This window comes from Pectobacterium quasiaquaticum (genome assembly GCF_014946775.2).
Taxonomy (GTDB): domain Bacteria; phylum Pseudomonadota; class Gammaproteobacteria; order Enterobacterales; family Enterobacteriaceae; genus Pectobacterium; species Pectobacterium aquaticum.
The window spans coordinates 1,295,911-1,316,385 of record NZ_CP065177.1; the positions used below are offsets into that span (position 1 = coordinate 1,295,911).

Annotated in this window: 17 protein-coding genes; 9 read left to right on the plus strand and 8 right to left on the minus strand. The window is 51.2% G+C overall.

The features are described 5' to 3' along the window. Window positions 1-153 precede the first annotated feature (153 nt). Window positions 154-1,194 (plus strand): galactose-1-phosphate uridylyltransferase, encoded by a 1,041-nt coding sequence (gene galT, locus IG609_RS05920; RefSeq protein ID WP_193398707.1) that lies wholly within the window; start codon window positions 154-156, stop codon window positions 1,192-1,194. Between the two features lie 9 nt (window positions 1,195-1,203). Continuing rightward, window positions 1,204-2,367 (plus strand): galactokinase, encoded by a 1,164-nt coding sequence (gene galK, locus IG609_RS05925; protein WP_193398706.1) that lies wholly within the window; start codon window positions 1,204-1,206, stop codon window positions 2,365-2,367. Window positions 2,368-2,446: 79 nt separating this feature from the next. On the opposite strand, the gene mgtE is transcribed toward galK, so the two are convergent. After that, window positions 2,447-3,925, minus strand: coding sequence for a magnesium transporter (gene mgtE, locus IG609_RS05930; RefSeq protein ID WP_193398775.1), 1,479 nt, complete (start codon window positions 3,923-3,925; stop codon window positions 2,447-2,449). 219 nt (window positions 3,926-4,144) lie between these two features. On the opposite strand from mgtE, the gene IG609_RS05935 reads away from it, so the two are divergent. Further along, the gene (locus IG609_RS05935; protein ID WP_193398705.1) at window positions 4,145-4,594 is read left to right on the plus strand and encodes a MarR family winged helix-turn-helix transcriptional regulator; all 450 of its coding nucleotides are present in this window, start codon (window positions 4,145-4,147) and stop codon (window positions 4,592-4,594) included. Window positions 4,595-4,781: 187 nt separating this feature from the next. After that, the gene (locus tag IG609_RS05940) at window positions 4,782-5,207 is read left to right on the plus strand and encodes an organic hydroperoxide resistance protein (protein WP_010285606.1); all 426 of its coding nucleotides are present in this window, start codon (window positions 4,782-4,784) and stop codon (window positions 5,205-5,207) included. A gap of 281 nt (window positions 5,208-5,488) precedes the next feature. Here IG609_RS05940 and IG609_RS05945 read toward each other — a convergent pair whose 3' ends face one another. From IG609_RS05945 to ppk1, 4 genes are all read right to left on the minus strand, one after another. Then, on the minus strand, window positions 5,489-5,704 hold the full coding sequence (locus IG609_RS05945) for a YfgG family protein (protein WP_193398704.1): 216 nt from the start codon (window positions 5,702-5,704) through the stop codon (window positions 5,489-5,491). A 240-nt stretch (window positions 5,705-5,944) separates the two neighbouring features. After that, window positions 5,945-6,133 carry a YjfB family protein gene (locus tag IG609_RS05950; RefSeq protein WP_102118896.1) on the minus strand — a complete coding sequence of 63 codons (189 nt, stop codon included), beginning with the start codon at window positions 6,131-6,133 and terminating at the stop codon, window positions 5,945-5,947. 230 nt (window positions 6,134-6,363) lie between these two features. Next, window positions 6,364-7,899, minus strand: coding sequence for an exopolyphosphatase (ppx, locus tag IG609_RS05955; RefSeq protein ID WP_193398703.1), 1,536 nt, complete (start codon window positions 7,897-7,899; stop codon window positions 6,364-6,366). Then, complete coding sequence (ppk1, locus tag IG609_RS05960; protein ID WP_193398702.1) at window positions 7,899-9,971, minus strand: polyphosphate kinase 1; 2,073 nt, start codon at window positions 9,969-9,971, stop codon at window positions 7,899-7,901. Before ppk1 ends, ppx begins: the two co-directional genes overlap by 1 nt. A gap of 485 nt (window positions 9,972-10,456) precedes the next feature. On the opposite strand from ppk1, the gene IG609_RS05965 reads away from it, so the two are divergent. From IG609_RS05965 to IG609_RS05980, 4 genes are all read left to right on the plus strand, one after another. After that, window positions 10,457-12,637: an ABC transporter permease subunit gene (locus IG609_RS05965; protein WP_193398701.1), complete on the plus strand. Its 2,181-nt coding sequence runs from the start codon at window positions 10,457-10,459 to the stop codon at window positions 12,635-12,637. Further along, a complete protein-coding gene (gene pstA / locus IG609_RS05970; RefSeq protein ID WP_193398700.1) occupies window positions 12,634-14,280 on the plus strand; it encodes a phosphate ABC transporter permease PstA in 1,647 nt (548 codons plus the stop codon). The genes IG609_RS05965 and pstA overlap by 4 nt, the downstream gene beginning before the upstream one ends. Before the next feature lie 15 nt (window positions 14,281-14,295). Further along, complete coding sequence (pstB, locus tag IG609_RS05975) at window positions 14,296-15,111, plus strand: phosphate ABC transporter ATP-binding protein PstB (RefSeq protein ID WP_193398699.1); 816 nt, start codon at window positions 14,296-14,298, stop codon at window positions 15,109-15,111. 232 nt (window positions 15,112-15,343) lie between these two features. Next, window positions 15,344-15,907, plus strand: coding sequence for a YolA family protein (locus tag IG609_RS05980; RefSeq protein ID WP_193398698.1), 564 nt, complete (start codon window positions 15,344-15,346; stop codon window positions 15,905-15,907). Window positions 15,908-15,952: 45 nt separating this feature from the next. Here IG609_RS05980 and IG609_RS05985 read toward each other — a convergent pair whose 3' ends face one another. Beyond that, a complete protein-coding gene (locus IG609_RS05985; protein WP_193398697.1) occupies window positions 15,953-16,417 on the minus strand; it encodes a hypothetical protein in 465 nt (154 codons plus the stop codon). Window positions 16,418-16,808: 391 nt separating this feature from the next. Here IG609_RS05985 and IG609_RS05990 point away from each other — a divergent pair, with 391 nt between their 5' ends. Next, complete coding sequence (locus IG609_RS05990; protein WP_193398696.1) at window positions 16,809-17,246, plus strand: helix-turn-helix domain-containing protein; 438 nt, start codon at window positions 16,809-16,811, stop codon at window positions 17,244-17,246. A 333-nt stretch (window positions 17,247-17,579) separates the two neighbouring features. On the opposite strand, the gene IG609_RS05995 is transcribed toward IG609_RS05990, so the two are convergent. Together IG609_RS05995 and IG609_RS06000 are read right to left on the minus strand one after the other, a co-directional pair. Next, complete coding sequence (locus IG609_RS05995) at window positions 17,580-18,947, minus strand: L-serine ammonia-lyase (RefSeq protein WP_193399341.1); 1,368 nt, start codon at window positions 18,945-18,947, stop codon at window positions 17,580-17,582. A gap of 67 nt (window positions 18,948-19,014) precedes the next feature. Further along, window positions 19,015-20,304, minus strand: coding sequence for an HAAAP family serine/threonine permease (locus IG609_RS06000; RefSeq protein WP_193399340.1), 1,290 nt, complete (start codon window positions 20,302-20,304; stop codon window positions 19,015-19,017). Window positions 20,305-20,475 lie beyond the last annotated feature (171 nt).

The following is a 20,475-nucleotide window of genomic DNA, read 5'->3' on the forward strand; positions in this document are numbered from 1 at the left end:
TGAAACTGATTACATTAAGGGATCTTTCTGGCTGAGTTTACAGACTGACCTGATGCCTCTTCCAGATCTCTGACGGACTGTTAGCGCCATACAATGGATCGCTGATGGTGCCGCGGTTGTACCGAATTTGTGTTTTGTATTGAGGAATAGCTTATGCAGTTTGAGCCGACTGAACATCCGCATCGCCGTTTTAACCCGCTGAAAGGCGAGTGGATTCTGGTTTCTCCGCATCGTGCCAAGCGCCCCTGGCAGGGGCAGCAAGATGAACCGGATCGCGCCACGCCGCCGCCTTACGATCCGACCTGCTATCTGTGTGCGGGCAATAAACGTATTACTGGCGATATCAACCCGCACTATCAGGGCACCTTTGTTTTTACGAATGACTTTTCGGCTCTGATGGAGGACACGCCGGAGGCACCGTCGGGCGATGATGAGCTTTTCCGCGTGCAGCAAGCCCGTGGCGTCAGCCGTGTCATCTGTTTTTCTCCCGATCACAGTAAAAGTCTGCCGCAGCTTTCGCTGCCCGCGCTGAAAGCGGTGATCGATACGTGGAGCGATCAGACTGAAGAGCTAGGCAAGCGGTATCCGTGGGTTCAGGTCTTTGAGAATAAAGGGACGATGATGGGGTGCTCTAATCCCCATCCGCACGGGCAGGTTTGGGCTAACGATTTTCTGCCGAACGAAGTACAGCGTGAGGATGAGCAGCAACGCGATTATTTCTCCCGTCACGGTTCGCCGCTATTGCTGGACTACGTTCGCCGCGAGCAGGCTGACAGATCGCGCATCGTGGTGGAAACGGAGCACTGGCTAGCGGTTGTCCCTTACTGGGCGGCGTGGCCGTTTGAAACGCTGGTTCTGCCTAAATTCGCTGTGCAGCGATTACCACAGCTCAATGACGTTCAGCGTGACGATCTGGCGCTGATCCTGAAAAAGCTAACCAGCCGTTATGACAACCTGTTCCAGTGTTCCTTCCCCTATTCGATGGGATGGCATGGTGCGCCGTTTAAGGGCGATGACATCGCACACTGGCAGCTGCATGCCCATTTTTATCCCCCGTTATTACGTTCCGCCAGCGTGCGCAAATTTATGGTCGGCTATGAAATGCTGGCTGAGACACAGCGTGATCTGACGGCAGAGCAGGCCGCTGAACGTTTACGCAGCGTGAGTGATATCCATTTTCGTGAGCAAATTTGAGGTCATTTTATGAGCCGTATTGATTCTCTACGTCAGTTAACCGAGTCTGTTTTTGTCCGATTATTTGGCTATGCACCGCACGCCGCTGTTCAGGCACCCGGCCGAGTCAACCTGATTGGTGAGCACACCGACTATAACGATGGTTTTGTCTTGCCTTGTGCTATCGATTACCAGACGGTGGTCAGCGCGGCGGTACGTCAGGATGGCATCGTGCGGGTGGTGGCGGTGGATTTTGACCACCAGCAGGACGAGTTCGATCTCGCCAAAGCGATCGTGCCTCACCCGGACTACACTTGGGCGAACTATATCCGAGGCACGGTGAAGTTTTTGCAGGCGCGTGGCCTGCCGCTCACTGGCATGGATATGGTGGTTTCCGGCAATGTGCCGTCTGGCGCAGGGCTAAGTTCATCGGCCTCGCTGGAAGTGGCTATTGGGCAGACGTTCAAAGAGCTGAATGATCTGGACATCAGCCAACTGGATGTGGCGTTGAATGGTCAGCAGGCGGAAAACCATTTTGTTGGCTGTAGCTGCGGCATTATGGATCAGTTTATTTCCGCTCAAGGGCATGTCGGTCAGGCGCTGTTGATCGACTGCCGCTCTCTGGAAGGGCGCGCTGTGCGTATGCTCGATGGCGTTGACGTCTTGATCGTGAATTCTAACGTGCGCCGTGGGCTGGTGGACAGCGAATACAACACGCGACGCCAGCAGTGTGAAGCGGCGGCGCGTCACTTTAACGTCAAGGCGCTGCGTGATGTTTCACTGGCACAGTTTGAAGCGGGAATCGAGGGGCTGGATCCGGTAGCGGTACGCCGTGCGCGACACGTTATTACCGAGAACCGCCGTACGCTGGAAGCGGCTGATGCGCTGGCGCGTCAGGATGCACACCGTTTGTTTACGCTGATGGCAGAATCGCATGTCTCCATGCGTGACGATTTTGAAATTACCGTGCCGCCAATTGATGCGCTGGTGGATCTGATTCAAGAGTATGTGGGTGAGCGGGGCGGTGTGCGTATGACCGGTGGCGGTTTCGGTGGCTGTATTGTCGCCCTTATCCCCTCGGCGCTGACGGATGAAGTTAAACAGGTGATCGAACGGGAATATCCGGCGCGCACCGGCCTTCAGCCGTCCATCTATCTGTGTCAGGCATCCGGCGGTGCGGGTCGCGTGAGTTAAGTTCAGGTTGGGAAAGGTGAGCGAAAAGGGCTTTGATTAAAGCCCTTTTTACATTTCATGTGTTTTACATTGCCTATGTTTAAGGCAGCAGGAACAGTGTTGCCAGTCCGAGGAAGATAAAGAAGCCGCCAGTATCGGTAATGGCCGTAATCATTACGCTGGAGCCGATGGCCGGATCGCGGCTGAGTTTCATCATGATCAGCGGGATAGTGACGCCCATCAGCGCGGCGAGCAGCAAGTTCAGCAAAATCGCCAGCATCATCACGCCCCCCATCGCGGGGTTGCCATAGAGCAGGAAGGTTACCACGCCCATAATCGTGCCCCATATCACTCCGTTTACCAGCGCAACGCCTAATTCTTTGAGCAGTAGGTACGTTTTTTTGCCATGTTCAAGCTGATGCAAGGCCAGTGCACGCACGATCATGGTGATCGTCTGGTTACCCGTATTCCCGCCAATTCCGGCGACAATCGGCATGAGCGTTGCCAGCGCGACCAAATGGGACAGCGTATGCTCGAACAGGCCGATGACCCGCGAGGCGATGAGCGCTGTACAAAGATTGATGGCCAGCCAGGCCCAGCGATTGCGGAACGATTTATACACCGGCGCGTAAACGTCTTCAGAAGGCGTTAAGCCCCCAGAACGCCGCAGATTGCTGTCGCTTTCTCGATTCACGACGTCGAGGATATCCTCAATCGTCAGACGTCCCATGAGTTTCCCTTTGCTATCGACCACGGCGCTGGAAATTAAATCGTAACGCTCAAAAGCCCCTGCGGCTTCTTCGACTTTATCTTCAGGCTGGAATCTCAACGGCTGATCGTCCATGACGTCATTAACCAGAGCCTGAGGTGAGTGGAGCAGAATGCTGGCTAGCGACAGTTCGCCGATCAGCGTATTTTTGCGATCGGTGACGAACAGCTTGTCGGTGGAGTTGGGGATAGTTTTACGGTAGCGCAGATAGCGCTGTACGGTCGCGAGTGTGACATCGGCGCGCACGGTGATGAGTTTGAAATCCATCATGTGGCCGAGGCAATCTTCATCATAATTGATGGCGGCGCGTAGCTGCGCGCGCTGCTTCGGCTCAAGCGAGGTCAGTATTCTACCCAGCAGGTGGCGCGGAACGAGTCGAGACAGCTGAGCCTGCTCATCAACATCCAGAATTCTAACCGCTCTCAGGATTTCCTTGTCCTGCATATCGCCAATCAGATCGTCAGAAATGCTGTCAGAGGCCTCAATCAACACGCGGCCGCGCTTCTCTACAGGAATAAGCCGCCAGAGCGCCAGCCGTTCATCCTGCGGTAAAGATTCCAGCATGTCGGCAAGGTCAGCGGCATGCAGCCCGATGATAAGCTCGCTGATTTCTGCGGTTTGATCGAGCAGGATGCTTTTTTCACGCAGTCTGATGTTGTTATTTAATGCCGCGTTGTAGCCTGACGCCGTCTCATCACGTTCCGTAACGCGCGGTTGCCGGTTAATAATGTCTTCAACCAGTTCTTTGTTTTCCAACAGCAGAAGGGAGATGCGGCGGCGGAGGTCGGTAAGTTTTTTTACACTCGACATCATGTTTTATGCTCGATCTGTTTTTATCCGTGTTTTATTAAACGTAGCGCAGAATCAGTAGATTAAGAATAGGATTACTGACGAATCGCCGTTTGAACGGTGTGCGATAGTGTACCCAGACGTATTTTTTATGAAGGATTTTATCTAATGAGTTATTAAATCGCTTGCTACTTAGTTTTTGGCGATATATAGTCAATTCCAGAAACGTAACCGATACTGATGGCAGAGACGATGAACGACAACGCTTACAAACTGGATGGACAACTGTGCTTTGCACTGTATTCAGCCAATCTGGCGATGAATAAGCTGTATCGTCGTTTGCTGTCTGAGCTGAATCTGACCTATCCCCAATATCTGGCGATGCTGGTGTTGTGGGAGCGCGATGGTTTGACGGTGTCTGAACTGGGCGAGCGTCTGTATCTCGATTCCGCTACGTTAACGCCATTGCTCAAGCGGTTACAAAGCGCAGGCTTAGTGGTTCGTAACCGAGGAACAGAAGATGAGCGTCAGGTGCTGGTCGGGTTAACCGAAGCAGGGCGAGCACTTCAGCAACAGGCGAAAGCGATTCCTGAAAGCGTGTTTTGTGCGACGGAATGTCACCTTGACCAGTTGCAGACGATCAAAAAAGATCTAGAAACGCTGCGTAAGAATCTGATTGGGCATCTTTGAAAATACTGGCGGTTGCCTTGTGCATCCGCAGTCCGTCAGACAGCGTTATATTTGTTAAGTAGTCTGTTTTTACGTGGTTTTATTTATGTAAATAAGTAGCTTGCGATTTAATTTTTCGCTATGTAATTAAAGCCTGAGCAACATCTATATTGCCTTAGGCCATTTCCTAACTATCTGGAGTCACATTATGTCTATTGAAAAAGTATTATACGTTGCTCATGCTCAAGCTACCGGTGGTCGTGATGGCCGTGCGGTGTCTTCCGATAAAGCGGTTGATATTAAATTGACGACCCCACGTGAACTGGGTGGTGCAGGCGGTGAAGGGACAAACCCAGAGCAGCTGTTTGCTGCGGGCTATTCTGCCTGTTTCCTTGGCGCGATGAAGTTTGTCGGTGCGCGTGAGAAAATCGCTGTCCCTGCGGATACCACGGTAAACGGTAGCGTAGGTATCGGTGCTATCCCGACAGGCTTTGGTATTGAAGTCGAACTGAAAATTTCCCTGCCTGGCCTGGATCGCGCGGTGGCTGAAGATTTGGTGCAGAAAGCCCATATCGTTTGCCCATACTCCAATGCAACGCGCGGCAACATCGATGTGACCCTGACTATCGTCTAAGTCCGGCTTGAAGTCAGTACATGATTGATCGAGGAACTCGATTGATTGATAAAAACGGTGGGCGCGAAGATTCGTACTGCCGTTTTTTTATGACGGATATCCTCATCCGTCACCCTTCGGGCCGTTGCTACGCAACGTTGAAAAACGTTCCCGACGTTTTTTTATTTGTATGACAGTGTCTGAATCGGCAACGTGCGGGAGCCTAAATGACGGGCACGAGAATACGAAGGCAGCATGCCTGATGAAGAAAAAGTGAAAATAAGAAACGGGTTGGTTAAGCGCTACTCTTTCTGGTTGACGAGTACGTTGGCAGGAAGCAGTAATTGTTCAGCGCGCTGCTGCTGTTTGTCTTGGTGATGACCAAACGCGGTGATGGTGGAGTAAGCAAAGCGGCTTAAAAGAATAATAAAGCTGATGAGTAAAACGGCACGGGCGATCCGAGAGCTACTTCGCCGCGGGCGTATCGATAATCGTCGTTTATGGGTAAGCGTGGACATTACCGGTTAATCCTTTGTGAAAGCGAACATTCGCTGTGGTTTATTTAGGCACAAGCGGTAGGCGAGGTCAATCTGCCGATGTGAAAAATATGATGACCGATTTCGTTTTTCGCACGTTGGGTGCAAGGAGACAGGGAGGTATAAACCCGCGTGAAGAGAAAAGGGTATAAAAGGGATAAAGGGAATCAGTAGAAACCCGCTCAAACAAAAACGAATAAGCGGGTTGTGTGGTGCAAGGGATTACGCCGTGGTATTGACGTTACGCCCAATCGCCGGATTTGCTGGCAGAGGGGGTAATGCCTGCAAAATACCAGCTGCAACAGCTTCTTGGTTATCGAGCGCTTTTTTCATCACTAGTGTACTGGCCTCACTGCTGGTACGCATGTTGCTGAGGTCGGTAGCGAGAGATGCAATCTGTGATACATCCATTTTACTCTCCTTAATACTGAGTTGGATTGATATCCGGTATGGAAAGGAAACGCATCTTTCCGCCGAGGTTGCATGATGTTGGCGAAAATTCTCGCCAGCCATCATTTTGGTATCGGCCCCATCTCTGTAAACTTTACGTTAACCGGATCTCACCGGCCAGCCAAGTTACACCATTTTTCGCTACTTTACTGTTCGGTGTAGGCTCGTTTTCCACGTAACGTTTTCATCAATCAGGCTTTCTCTTCCTCAATCATCAGCTTCCAGCCGGTGACGTCCTGCCAGTATTCCTGTTCCCGTTCCAAATCCAGCTGTACCAGCGTGTTGTTGGTAAAAAAGTCACGTGGGAACGTCAGCGTCCAGTAGTTATCATCTGTATGCAGCCGTAACGATTCCGGCGTTGTCGTTGCCTGACGCTGGTTATTCAACAGCGTGGCAAGGCGCAAGAGCTGCATCATGGGCAAATACTGTTTCTTTTTGAACAGGTTCAACCGCGGCAACTCTTCCAACTTGATCACTTTACGGTGCAATCGCACGATCATGGACAGCACAAGTTGCTGTTCCTGATTGAAACCGGGCAGGTTGGTGTTTTGCAGAATGTAAGCGGAATGGCGATGCATGCCGCTATGGTTAATGCCCAATCCAACTTCATGCAGCATGGAAGCCCAGTTCAAAATAGCCTCAAGCTGTGGATGCACCAGATTAGGATTTTGCTCTGCCCATTGCGCATAAAGCTGCTGCGTGGTTTCCCGCACGCGTCGCGCCTGCTCACGGTCGATATTGTAATGGGTCGCCAAGCTCTGCGCGGTACGGATGCGAATATCCTGATGGCGGAAACGCCCTTCCATTTCGTACAGCACGCCTTCGCGCAATGCGCCATCGGACAGGCGTAGTTCTTTGATCGCCAGCGCATCGAAAATACCGCACAGAATAGCCAGACCTGGCACCAGCACCGACTGACGATCTTCGGACAGGCCCGGCAGACTCAGCGCTTTGAAGTGCTTAAACTGCAAGATCTGCGTGCGTAGCATTTCCAGCCGCTCGGGCGTAATCAGGCCATCTTTCTCTCCCATCTCCACCAGAATTTCATGCGTGGCTTTGATCGTTCCAGACGCACCGAGGGCGAATTTCCAGCCGTATATGCGGTATTCCCAGGACAGCGTCTCCAGCTTTTGCGCTGCGGCCAGCCGGGCGCGCTTGAAGTTGGCTTCGCTAATTTCACCATTCGGGAAAAACTGCTGGGCGAAGCTGACGCACCCCATACGACGGCTTTCCACCAGCATTGGCTCGAAATCTTCACCGATAACCAGCTCAGTAGAGCCGCCGCCGATATCGATGACCAGCTTGCGGCCTTTTTCCGGCTGTGTATGCTCCACGCCCATAAAAATCAGGCGGGCTTCTTCATGGCCGGAAATGATCTCTATCGGATAGGGAATGATATCCGCCGCGCGGCGCAGAAACTCCTGCGCGTTGGCCGCCTGACGCAGCGCGTGCGTGCCGACGATAGAAACGTTCATGGCTGGGAAGCCTTGCAGGCGTTCAGCAAACAGCGCCAGACAGCTCAGACCGCGTTGAATAGCTTCTTCGCTGAGCATGTTTTTGCCGTCCAGCCCGTCGGCCAGATGCACTCGCTGTTTTAAACGTCCCAATACCTGAAGCGCACCGTTTACCACGCGTGCGATCACCATGTGAAAACTATTGGAGCCCAGGTCGATAGCCGCGAACTCTTGCGGCTTTATCTCGGTTTTTTCATTGTTCGTTAACGGCATTATTCAGGCTTATCTCCAGGTTGCTCCAACGCCTTGATGTAGTCGTAAATGGCATTTTGCGCGCGTACTTTACGCCGGTTGCCGCGTGAGACATAGCGGTTGCTCGATTCTTTATCAATGACACGGGCTTTCACCGTATCGCTGAACAGAATATCCAACGTCTCCAACACGCGGTTTTTCAAAATGGGATCCAGAATTTCCACTGCGACTTCAATGCGATAATCAATATTGCGTGTCATCCAGTCTGCGGAAGAGAGGTAGACTTTCTTGTCTCCGCCGTTGTTGAAGACATACACCCGATCGTGTTCCAGATAGCGGTCAAGAATACTGATGACCTGAATATTTTCGCTGATCCCTGGTAAATTAGGGATCAGCGAACACATGCCACGTACCAGCAGATTAATTTTCACGCCCGCAGCGGAAGCCTTATACAGCTTTTCCGCCAGCCCTTTATCCACCAGATTATTTACCTTAAGCGTAATACCTGCATCACGATCCGCCAGCGCGTTTTCGATCTCGGTATCGATCAGTTGGTAAAGCTTGTCGCGGGAGTTTTGCGGTGACACCAGCAGGTGCTCGAAGCTGACTGGGCGGTAGGGGTTTTCAATGAAGTTGAAGACGCGACGGACTTCGTTGGTAATACGTTCGTCGGCAGTTAACAGCGAGTAATCCGTATACAGGCGGGCAGTTTTCTCGTTGAAGTTACCGGTGCCGATGTGCGCGTAACGCACGATGTTTTCCCCTTCGCGGCGGGAAATCAGGAACAGTTTGGCGTGAATCTTCAGCCCAGGCACCGAGAAAATGACGTGCACGCCCGCTTCCGTCAGGCGCTTAGCCCAATGGATGTTTGCCTCTTCGTCAAAACGTGCCTGTAGCTCGACCACGACCGTCACTTTCTTGCCGTTGTGCGCCGCATGGATCATTGAGGTAATGATGCGTGAGTCTTTGGCGACGCGGTAAATATTGATTTTGATGGACAGCACGTTAGGGTCGAAAGAGGCTTGTCGCAGCAGTTCCAATACGTGCTCGAAGGTGTGGTACGGGTAATAGAGCAGCACATCGCGCTCACGGATCGCATCAAACCCATTGCGAAAATTGTTGAATCCAGTGTGCCGCAGGCGAGGCAAGGGTTTGTTGACCAGATTGGCGCGCCCGACGTTCGGGAAGGAAATAAAATCTTTGAAATTATGATAACGTCCGCCGGGGATAACGGAGTCAAAGGAAGAGATCCCCAGTTTCTCTTGTAGCATCGCGACCATGGCATCCGGCATGTCGCGCTGATACACAAATCTCACCGGCTCCGCGGTTAAGCGCTGTTTCAGGCTGGAAGACATCAACTCCAACAGGCTGGATTCCATTTCCGTCACCAGATCATATTCCGCATCGCGCGTCATCTTCATGGAGTACGCGTTCAGCGCATCGTAATCAAAGAAGCCCTTGAAGATATCATCCAGACAGTAACGCAGAATGTTATCGATGAGGATCATGGTCTTACGGCGGCGCGGTGCTTCCGCTGGCAGGTTGACGAAGCGCGGTATTTTATCCGAAGGAATTTCCAGCAGGGCATAACTGATTTCATCGCCACGAATAATTTCGACGGCAAGATAGGTATAGTTATCCTTCAGGAACTCCACCAGATTGGTTTCGTTAAAGATGAGTATTGGCGTGATGTGCGGGCGCAGATATTGCCGGAAGTAGTCCCTCAGCCACTCTTGCTGATTAGGGGAAACCTGGCGCTCATTGACCAGAAAAATCTGGTTACGCGCCATCTCCAGCAGCAGTTCGTTGTACAAGCTATCGAAGATTTGGTCGGTTTTTAGTACGCGTGCCTGAATTTTGCCTAACAGGTGTCGCAGATTGCCGTCCAGACCTTGTTCTTCGTTAATCAGAATGCGTCTTTTCAAATCGGCAAAACGGACTTTATAAAATTCATCAAGATTGCTGGAGTAAATGCCCAGAAAGCGCATGCGTTCGATTAACGGATTGCTTTTATCTGCTGCTTCCTGAAGTACTCGTTCATTAAAGGATAACCAACTTAATTCTTTCTCTATGTAAAGTTTGTCCTGACCCATTGTCACTCCGCTCAACTCATGTACTGAAGGTTCATCCAATATTCATACCCTTCCTCTATGGGGATAGGCTACAACAACATTATGGCGTGTTGATGACGATACCCGTCATATTTCGAGCCGTCTGTGCGTTGGCTACCCCAAAATACTCGGCCCATCCTAGGCCTCGCCCTAAAGGGCCGCTGCAAGCAGCGTTCAAATCTGCTCCCAGCAGATTTGTCACCCCAGTCACTTACTAAAGTAAGCTCCTGAGGACTCCCTCGGTTGCCGCATTACAAGGCTCATTCATGAGCCTTGCCCTAAAGGGTCAACGCTAAAGCGTTGCTCAAAACGCTAACGTTTTGTCATACGGCTGGAACTATTTAGGGTATAAAATCTAATTCATAGACAGACTTACCATTGTCATATTATGGGCGTAAAGGCAACATATGCTACCCGCAATACTTTAGCAACACGACTCTGGCGGCTTCACTCTGACGGCGAGAATAATGGTAAACACAGGTAACACATCACAGTATCGGGATCGTCGGCGAGCGTGGATCGATCGTTTGGTTCACCGCGTTGTTGCGGGCAGTGGGCTGCTGGTGCTGGCTATGCTGTTATTAATCTTCTTCTATCTACTGTATGTGGTGACGCCACTGTTCCTTTCCCCCACCGTTAACGGGCAAAAAACGGTGCAACGCCACAGTGCGGAACCGTCGCTGGTGCTGGGGCTTAGCGACAACGGGCAAGTCGGGTTTCGCATCGACAGTCAAGGCTATGGCGAGTTTATTCCGTTTGCGGAAAACCAGCCTATGTCGCGTATTCAGTTGGTGCCTGCGCTGAGTTTGCTGGCGCAGAGTCAGGGTGAGCGACAGGTTTATGCCCTGAGTCAGCCTGATGGCCGTCTGATTTTCGTTCAGCCTATATTGTCACGTATGTTATCGCGTACGGAAAACCGTTCCCCTGTCTGGAATTATCCGCTGGGTGAGCAGGCCTATTCGCTGGGTTTACCTGCGCAGCCGCTGCGTCATCTGTCAGTGGCGGCAGTAGGTGAAAAGCAGGTTGTTGTGGCGGCGATCGGGCGGGAAAATGCCTTGATCATCGCTGATATTGATGAAAACGGCGTGCGGCAACGGGCACAGATTACGCTTCCGACGGGTACGATTAACCAACTGCTGCTGACGCCAGACGGGCAGCAAGTGTATTTGCTCAGCGGTAAGACATTAACGCTATGGCAGGTGGGGGCGAACGCGCTGACGCTGCGGGAAGAGCGCCAGTTGCAGTTGGCGGAACCGCTGCATCTGGCGTTGTTGTCCGGTGGACGATCGCTGCTGGTGCAGGCCGCCGATGGGCGGATTAGCCAATGGTTTGAAATCCCGAGCGAAGAGGGTGTCAGACTGACGGAAACGCGTCAGTTTCCGCACGTCGCGGGGGAATCTGTGTTGCTGGCAACGGAGATGCAGCGGCGCGTCTTTGCCACATTGAGCGCACAGGGTGAGCTGTCGCTGTTTGCCAGCAAGCAGTCGCATGCGCTGCTGACGCAGACGCTACCGGTTCATGCACAAAAGCTGGCGTTTTCGCCGCGCGGTTCAGCTTTGCTGGTTGAAACGGCGCAGGGCTGGCATCGCTATCAGGTTGATAACCCGTATCCCGATATTGGCTGGCGTGGACTGTGGCAAAAGCTGTGGTACGAGAACTATCCGGAGCCTGCCTATATCTGGCAATCCACGTCGGCGGACGACAGCTATCAGGCTAAATTCAGCATGATGCCGCTGATGCTGGGCACGATGAAGGCCGCGATTTACGCCATGATGTTTGCCACGCCGCTGGCGCTGTCCGCTGCGATTTATACCGCCTGCTTTATGTCGCCGACGCTGCGACGCTGGATTAAACCCACGCTGGAAATCATGGGCGCGTTGCCGACGGTGGTTGTCGGTTTGATTGCGGCCATCTGGCTGGCCCCGCATTTTGCGACTTATCTGTCCGCGATTCTGGTCATGCCGATTTTATGGATGCTGGCCGTGCTCGGCTGCGGCTGGCTGATTGAATGCCTGCCGACGCGCTGGCGCGTCCGTTTTCCAGCAGGCTGGGACGTGCTATTCCTCATTCCCACGATCTTGCTGACATTTGTGGCCGGATGCTGGCTTGCGCCACATATCGAAATCGCAGTATTCGGGCAGCCGCTATATCAGTGGTTAGGCGATGATTTTGTCCAACGTAATACGCTGGTGGCGGGCGTTGCTCTTGGCTTCGCGCTGATCCCGCTGATTTTTTCGCTGGCGGAGGATGCTTTGTTCAGCGTACCGGCTCGTTTAAGTCAGGGATCGCTGGCGCTGGGGGCGACGGCGTGGCAAACCCTGTGGCGCGTCGTGCTGCCGTCCGCCAGTGCCGGGGTTTTCGCCGCGCTGATGCTGAGTTTTGGCCGCGCCGTAGGGGAAACCATGATAGTACTCATGGCGACGGGCAACACACCGATTATGGATGAAGGCCTGCTCCAGGGCCTGCGTTCGCTGGCGGCGAATATCGCTATTGAAATGCCGGAAGCGGTGACGAACAGCGGTCACTATCGGGTGCTGTTCTTAACGGCATTAACGCTGTTTGTTTTCACGTTCATCGTGAATACGCTGGCTGAAACTATCCGACAGCGCTTACGCCAACGTTACCGTGATGAAGGAGAAAACGCGTGAAGCGCTGGTTCCGTTCGGGAAGGCCCTGGGTGTGGCTGACCGCATCGTCAATTTCCATTAGCCTGCTGGCGATGCTGGCAATCATTGTGTTGCTGGCTGGGCAGGGCATGCGCTACCTGTGGCCACAGCCCGTCTGGCTGCTGACGTTACCGCCAGAACAGGGGACGCAACGTGCGTTGATAGGGGAAATTTATGCCGAGCAGACGCTTTCGCGTCAGCAACTGGAACAGGCTGATTTAACCTCTGCGTCTGGGGACGCTGAAACACGCTATTTAATCAAAATTGGCCAGCGTGAAATTCATGGGCAGAGCTTTCGCACGCTGCTGTCGCGCGACATTATTCGCTTTGATAAACCCGCCGACATTCTGGTGTTAAAGCGGACGAACAATGGTACTGCCTATGGTTATCTGGCTGGCATGCTGGAGGGCGAGCAGCCGCTGGTGGCAACGGATCTCCCCGCCACCTTACAGCATCGCGTTGAGCAGGTGCAGGGATTGCTTGCGAAGACGCAGGCCATCCGTATGGGGGAGATGGCGAAGATCAACCAGCAGTTTGAGACGCTGCGGCTGGAAGAGAAAAAGCGGCAGCAGGCCAAGACGCTGGATAATCAGGCGTTAGCCCGTCTTCAGGCTGAACGTATCGAACTGCAACGCCGCTTCGATGCGCTGTCGCGCCAGCTAACCTCACTCAATCTGGACATTAATCGCGATACCGTGCAGTTGCGGGACGCGAACGGTAGCGTCCATCTTATCCCGCTCAGGGACATCGAACAGGCCTGGTTCCCTAATGCGATGAACCTGTGGGAAAAAATCAGCCACTGGGGCGAGCAGGCGAAATTCATGTTGGTACACTATTCGCTTGACAGCAACAGTGCGGGCCACCTTTTCCCCGCCATTTTTGGCACGGTGCTGATGGTGGTGCTGATGTCTATTGTCGTGATGCCGTTGGGGGTGATCGCTGCGGTTTATCTGCATGAGTACGCGGGGAAAAACAGCTTAACGCGCTGGGTGCGGATTGCCGTGGTCAATCTGGCTGGGGTGCCTTCCATTGTTTATGGCGTATTCGGGTTAGGCTTTTTTGTTTATCTCATCGGCGGCACGCTGGACCAACTGTTCTATTCTGAAGCGCTGCCGAATCCGACGTTTGGGACGCCGGGGCTGCTGTGGGCGTCGCTGACGCTGGCACTGCTGACGCTGCCGGTGGTGATTGTGGCAACGGAGGAAGGGCTGTCGCGTATCCCAATGTCCGTGCGCCACGGTTCATTAGCGCTGGGAGCGACCAAAGCCGAAACGCTGTGGCACGTTGTGCTGCCGATGGCGGTTCCTGCGATGATGACGGGCTTGATCCTCGCCGTGGCGCGTGCCGCAGGGGAAACTGCGCCGCTGATGTTGGTCGGCGTAGTGAAGTCGGTGCCGGTTTTGCCGGTTGATGACATTTTCCCTTATCTGCATCTTGAGCGAAAATTTATGCATCTGGGATTCCAAATTTACGATCTGGCGTTCCAAAGCCCGGATGTGGAAGCGGCAAGGCCGCTGGTGTACATCACCGCACTGCTGCTGGTGTTGATTGTCGTTGGGTTGAACCTTGCGGCGATTGGGATTCGCCATGTTCTGCGTGAGAAATATCGTTCGTTATCACTCTGAAAGTAGGATGAAGTTATGGGATTTATGACACAAAAGGAGATGGCACCGCTGCCTGATGTTCATCAACTGAGCGATGAGCAGGCGACGTTGACCGTGGAACATCTGAATCTTTACTATGGCGACAAGCAGGCACTGAACGATATTTCGATTCGTATTCCGAAGAATCAGGTGACGGCGCTGATTGGGCCGTCGGGCTGTGGTAAATCCACGCTGTTACGCTGCTTTAACCGCATGAACGATCTGGTGGATGACTGCCGCACTGAAGGTGATATCAGGCTGAACGGTATGCCCATTAACGACCCACAGCTTGATGTTGCCACGTTGCGCCGTCGGGTTGGTATGGTTTTTCAACGCCCGAATCCGTTTCCCAAGTCGATCTATGAAAATGTGATTTATGGCCTGAGGTTGCAGGGGCTACGCGATCGCCGTTTTCTGGATGATGCCGTTGAGCGTGCGCTACGTGCGGCGGCGCTTTGGCATGAGGTAAAGGATCGTCTGAGCGACAACGCGCTGACGCTATCCAGCGGGCAGCAGCAGCGCTTGGTGATCGCCCGGGCGATCGCCATTGAACCGGAAGTGTTGTTGCTGGATGAGCCGACCTCCGCGCTCGATCCCATTTCGACGCTGGTTGTCGAGGAGCTGATGGGAACGCTAAAGCAGCATTTCACGCTGGTGCTGGTGACGCACAACATGCAGCAGGCAGCTCGCGTGTCGGATTACACCGCGTTTATCAATCAGGGCAAACTGATCGAATACAATCGTACGGACGATCTATTTACCTCTCCGACACAACGTCGCACAGAGGATTATATTACTGGGCGTTTTGGTTAGAACCGTACTTAAATAATAGAATGCAATATCATTGCTATGCGTATAATTTTATTATGAATGGTAATGATATTGCGAATGCTTTTAAAATTTTAATAAAAACAAATAACTGAGTAATTATTATTTTTTCATTTAAATGTTTTTATTATTTTTTGATTTAATTGCTGAAAAAAATGAAATTTTGATTCATAGTTTATATGCAGCGATTGGCTGTATTTAAATGGAATTACTCAGGATGAGAAAGAAAATATATATTGGCGTTGCATTTAGTATGTCGGTTAGTATGATGTTTCCGGCTTATTCTCAGGCTCAGGAAGAGCCAGTGGCGGAAGTCATTACAGCATTTGACTCTCCCCTTCTGGAGCATCCAGTATCTGCAAATGAATCCTCTTCTCAGGACTATAAGCCTCTTCGTGCGCCAGCGCCGGCATTGAGTTCTGTCTATGTCTATGCTGTGGCATCAACACAGAATGGTGGAGCCTGGGAATATATTGGCTCGAATAAACTTGCGACAACTCAGGATCATGGCGGAGCGCAACTGCGAATTGCAGTGCTGGAAGTGGGCTATGGTAATAACCGCTTTGGCTGGGTGAATGGTACGCAAAAGAGTCCATATCAGGTTAATGGCGTCTGTGTCGTCGGTGGTTATTATACCGAGTCATGCCCTGCAGGTTCGACTTATGTGGGATGGATGGCTTATTTCAATGGCGATGGCATGCAGTCAGGTCCTTTCCGCTATCAATCTACTTCGATTAATGCACCTTTTAGAACGCTTAGCACTTCACTGAATATTCGATAACACCGCATTCTCAGCAGGTTCTCTTAAAAAAGGACCTGCTTTTCATTATGCCTTCACGCTAATCGGCGTGTAACTAAGTTGTGCTAGCTTATCTAATACTGATTTCTGCTGTTCTGCATGTAAGTGCTCGCCGCGTGATAGCGAACCGCTTATCCCATTTTTTAGCATTTGGATAAAATTGATTTTCTGGTTGGGATCGGCGGGGGCGACATCGTCAATTGGAGGATGCAAAATGAGCAGCGCCGCCATACCGATTTCCAGACTTTCTTCAAATGACATATCGCCGGAGGCGGTGAGATCTTTTGTCGCGTCAATCGCTTCCTGTGGTGTCATATTGGAAAAATCATAACGTTTGCTTGACTGGATCGTTGAGGGGGTGTTGGCAGCAACAGAATTGAGGCTTGATTTTGACGTGTTGCCAGCGAGTGAAAATACGTTTTCCGCAGGTTCTTTACGGTTCACCGAGGGGGCTGAGTAGTTAGCGATACCATTAAGGCTTGTAATGCTCATTATGGATGTTCCTTTCCTGTGAGAGTGAAATTTAATAGTAGAGCGTTGTTATGCAGTGCAATCGTGTGAATATAGAGGGAAGTTTACCTTAGTTAATGTATTTGTCTTCTTTTTATTCAGGAAACAATGAGTTGTTTTTTAACTTTTTGTTTTTTGTTTATTTTATTTAAATAGCATCTCTTTTTGATTTCTGATTAGTGGTTTTAATTATTATATTGTTTAATTGTTTCGATTAAATATAACCCGTATTTACGACAAACCTGATGGGATGTCTATGGTATCATCAAACCATAAAAAAATTATGGATACCGTTCATCAATTGTCCGTGCCATTTGAAAAATTGATGATAAAATGCGCGCAAGTTTTTTAACTCTGGCAAGTGGTGGGTAAGATGAAATTCAATACCATGAACGAAGGCGAAATTATTACCGAGCTGTGCCGGAGAATAAAAGACGCCAGAATTCAACAACGTTTATCGCAGGTCGATCTTGCTGAACGGGCAGGGCTTGGAATCGCAACGATCAAGCGTGCGGAAATGGGCGAATCCATTACGCTAAGCAGTCTGCTCTCCATTCTGCGCGGATTAAATCGTCTACATCAGATTGAAGGCGTGCTCTTCGATGCAGAGGTGGAATCCTTCCATGCGCAGATCAGCGGTGAGAAAAAACAGACGCCACTGCGTATCAGAAAGAAAGCCGCGACCTTTCCTGCCAAAGCGCTCACCAAGCATGAAAATATTAAGAAACCCGCTAACAGCACGGTAGATTGGTATATCGCGGCAGCTGAAAACAACATTGTCTGGTCGCTGCCTGAAAGCGATAAAAAATAAAGGGCTAATGAGGTTGCTGACAAAGTCCGTATGGCGGTAGTAACGGATAGATCGTAAAGACGCTGTAAATACATCCCTGTACGCTCGGATTGCGCGAATATGAATCTCATCCCTGAGATTCACCCTTTCAGGGCCATCGCAAGCGACGTTCAAAAACGTTCCTGACGTTTTTGTCCATGGCGCAAACGCTTTACTCTTCTATTCCGTTACTCCCGTTCTCGTTCGATAAACAGGTTTGTCAACGGTCTGAAAGGTTATGTATGAACCCCTACGCATGATTCCCTGATTGTCGCGTTAAGTTGCTTGGTATTTAACGCAACAAGGCCAGTTTTATCATTCACATAGAACAACTTTAATCGCCAAACCGCCGCGAGACGTTTCACGGTACTTGGCGTTCATGTCTTTGCCGGTTTCATACATGGTTTCAATGACTTTATCCAGCGATACGCGTGGTTCGCTGGTACGGCGCATTGCCATTCTGGCGGCGTTGATTGCCTTCACGGAGGCGATAGCGTTGCGTTCAATGCACGGCACCTGAACCTGACCCGCAACTGGGTCGCATGTCAGCCCCAGATTATGCTCCATACCAATTTCCGCCGCGATGCATACCTGTTCAGGGCTCGCGCCAAGTAGTTCAGCCAGACCGGCTGCGGCCATCGAACAGGCCACGCCGACTTCTCCCTGACAGCCCACTTCTGCACCGGAAATAGAGGCGTTCATTTTGTAGAGCATGCCGATAGCGCCGGATGCCAGGAAGTAGCGTAGGTAAGATTCTGGGGTGACGGATTGAACGTAGCGATCGTAATAGGCTAGCACGGCAGGAATAATGCCACATGCACCGTTCGTTGGTGCGGTGACGACGCGTCCGCCAGCCGCATTTTCTTCCGACACGGCCATCGCGAACATGTTCACCCAGTCCATCGCATCCATCGGATCGTTAGAAAAACGATCGTTGATGAACAGCAGGCGATGCAGCGCTGATGCCCGGCGCGGAACGCGCAATGGGCCGGGCAACACGCCTTCCGTATTCATGCCGCGATGCATGCAGTCCTGCATGGTTTTCCATACGTCGGCAAAATAGTGCTCAAGCGCTTCCCGACCATGCATCGCAATCTCGTTTTTCAGGACGATAGCGGATAAAGACAGGCAGTGATCGTGACAGTGTTGCAGCAGTTTCTGGGCAGAAAAGAACGGGTAGGGCGCACTTTCCTCGGCCAGATTGGGTTTGCCGAAATTTTCCTGATCGACGACGAATCCGCCTCCGATGGAGTAATACGTTTTGCTATAGACCAACTCTTGCTGGTTATAGGCGCGAATAGTCATGCCGTTTTCATGCAGCGGCAGGTTTTCCGGCTGGAAACGCAGGGAGGATTCCAGCGGGAAGCTGACCTCATACTGACCGTTAAGCATCGGCAGGCGCTGAGTGTCTTTCACCTGTTGAATAAATGCTGGAATGCTATCGATATTTACGCTATCTGGCAGGTTACCCGCGAGCCCCATAATGATAGCGATATCGGTATGGTGGCCTTTCCCCGTCAGGGAAAGCGAGCCATAAATATCAACGACAATACGTGTCACCGATGAGATAAGTGCGCGGTTCACCAGATCGTCGGTGAACATTTTACCCGCTTTCATTGGGCCGACAGTATGAGAACTGGACGGGCCGATGCCGATTTTGAAGATATCAAATACGCTGACCATAGCGATTTCCTTGAAAAAAAACGCCGGTCGTTAAATAACGTGCCGGCGTTAAATTAGGGTGGGAGGCTTACAGCAGATCGCTCAGGCTGTAAACGATAGCGGAAATCGCGATCAGTCCCATCAGGGTGACAAAGACGTTGCTGATCTGGCCGCTGTATTTCTTCATTGCTGGGACTTTCTGGATGGCGTACATCGGCATCAGGAACAGCAGGCACGCGATAATTGGGCCGCCCAACGTTTCGATCATGCCCAGAATGCTTGGGTTCAGCGTCGCAACAATCCAAGTGGTGACCAGCATGAACAGCGCAGTGATGCGGTTCAATTTGGTGTTGGAAATGGTTTTTCCTCTGCTACGCAGGGATTTCACGATCATGCCGTTAAAACCTTCTCCTGCACCCAGATAGTGACCTAGGAACGATTTAGAGATCGCGATGGTGGCAATAACCGGCGCTAAATAGCCGATTACTGGGTTGTTAAAGTGGTTTGCCAGATAGGACAGAATAGAAATGTTCTGTGTTTTCGCTTCCATCAGCTCAGTCGGAGACAAGCTCAGTACACAGCTGAAGACGAAGAACATCACGGTCAGCACCATCATGATGTGGCTGTAAGACAGAATGCGTGAGCATTTTTGCTCGGCGTCATCACCATATTCTTTACGTTTTGCAACGGCGAAAGAGGAGATGATTGGCGAGTGGTTGAAGGAGAAAACCATCACCGGAATAGCCAGCCATAATGTCGCCAACAGACCGTTGCCCGTGACGCTGGAACTCAAAGAAATGTTTTCAAAAACAGAGGTGTTCCAGTTTGGAATTAAATACAGCGCCAGCAACATCAGTACGGCAACAAACGGGTAAACCAGAATGCTCATTGCCTTAACGATCATCGCTTCACCGAAGCGGACAATAAACATTAATCCGAGGATCAATATTAATGACAGCAGGGCACGTGGCGGAGAAGGCAAATGCAATTGGTGGGTAATAAAGCTATCTACCGTATTGGTGATGGCGACGCTATAAACTAATAGGATCGGATAAATAGCGAAAAAATAAAGCAAAGTGATTAATTTACCTGCACCAACGCCGAAATGTTCTTCAACGACTTCGGTAATATCTTCGCCACCTTTCTTGCCGGATAATACAAAGCGGCATAAAGCACGGTGAGAATAATATGTCATCGGGAAGGCAATCAGTGCCATGATAATTAACGGAATTAACCCACCAATACCGGCATTGATAGGTAAAAATAACACGCCAGCGCCGATGGCCGTGCCATAGAGGCCCAGCATCCAGACCGTGTCGCTTTTACGCCATCCTGAAGCCTGTTCTAACACCTGGCTGCTATCTTGAATGGTGCTCATATACTGATCTCTCCTCGGTGAATATATTAATACTCTGTTACAAGAGTATTGCCACATGATGTGGATTATAAAAATTACAGTATCGGCAAGTTGCCGTTACGGAGTTTAAAAAACGAACGAGACATGTTGATAATTATGTCAGTAGGTCAATACTGTTTTGTGGCGGCATTC

Excerpts from the sequence above, each read along its gene's own strand:
- IG609_RS05980 (WP_193398698.1), top strand. The coding sequence starts at position 15,344 with ATGAGAAAGAAAATATATATTGGCGTTGCATTTAGTATGTCGGTTAGT.
- IG609_RS06000 (WP_193399340.1), bottom strand. The coding sequence starts at position 20,304 with ATGAGCACCATTCAAGATAGCAGCCAGGTGTTAGAACAGGCTTCAGGA.
- ppk1 (WP_193398702.1), bottom strand. The coding sequence starts at position 9,971 with ATGGGTCAGGACAAACTTTACATAGAGAAAGAATTAAGTTGGTTATCC.
- galT (WP_193398707.1), top strand. The coding sequence starts at position 154 with ATGCAGTTTGAGCCGACTGAACATCCGCATCGCCGTTTTAACCCGCTG.
- galK (WP_193398706.1), top strand. The coding sequence starts at position 1,204 with ATGAGCCGTATTGATTCTCTACGTCAGTTAACCGAGTCTGTTTTTGTC.
- ppx (WP_193398703.1), bottom strand. The coding sequence starts at position 7,899 with ATGCCGTTAACGAACAATGAAAAAACCGAGATAAAGCCGCAAGAGTTC.
- IG609_RS05995 (WP_193399341.1), bottom strand. The coding sequence starts at position 18,947 with ATGGTCAGCGTATTTGATATCTTCAAAATCGGCATCGGCCCGTCCAGT.
- IG609_RS05940 (WP_010285606.1), top strand. The coding sequence starts at position 4,782 with ATGTCTATTGAAAAAGTATTATACGTTGCTCATGCTCAAGCTACCGGT.
- IG609_RS05965 (WP_193398701.1), top strand. The coding sequence starts at position 10,457 with ATGGTAAACACAGGTAACACATCACAGTATCGGGATCGTCGGCGAGCG.
- mgtE (WP_193398775.1), bottom strand. The coding sequence starts at position 3,925 with ATGTCGAGTGTAAAAAAACTTACCGACCTCCGCCGCCGCATCTCCCTT.
- IG609_RS05935 (WP_193398705.1), top strand. The coding sequence starts at position 4,145 with ATGGCAGAGACGATGAACGACAACGCTTACAAACTGGATGGACAACTG.
- IG609_RS05950 (WP_102118896.1), bottom strand. The coding sequence starts at position 6,133 with ATGGATGTATCACAGATTGCATCTCTCGCTACCGACCTCAGCAACATG.
- IG609_RS05985 (WP_193398697.1), bottom strand. The coding sequence starts at position 16,417 with ATGAGCATTACAAGCCTTAATGGTATCGCTAACTACTCAGCCCCCTCG.
- pstB (WP_193398699.1), top strand. The coding sequence starts at position 14,296 with ATGGGATTTATGACACAAAAGGAGATGGCACCGCTGCCTGATGTTCAT.
- IG609_RS05945 (WP_193398704.1), bottom strand. The coding sequence starts at position 5,704 with ATGTCCACGCTTACCCATAAACGACGATTATCGATACGCCCGCGGCGA.
- IG609_RS05990 (WP_193398696.1), top strand. The coding sequence starts at position 16,809 with ATGAAATTCAATACCATGAACGAAGGCGAAATTATTACCGAGCTGTGC.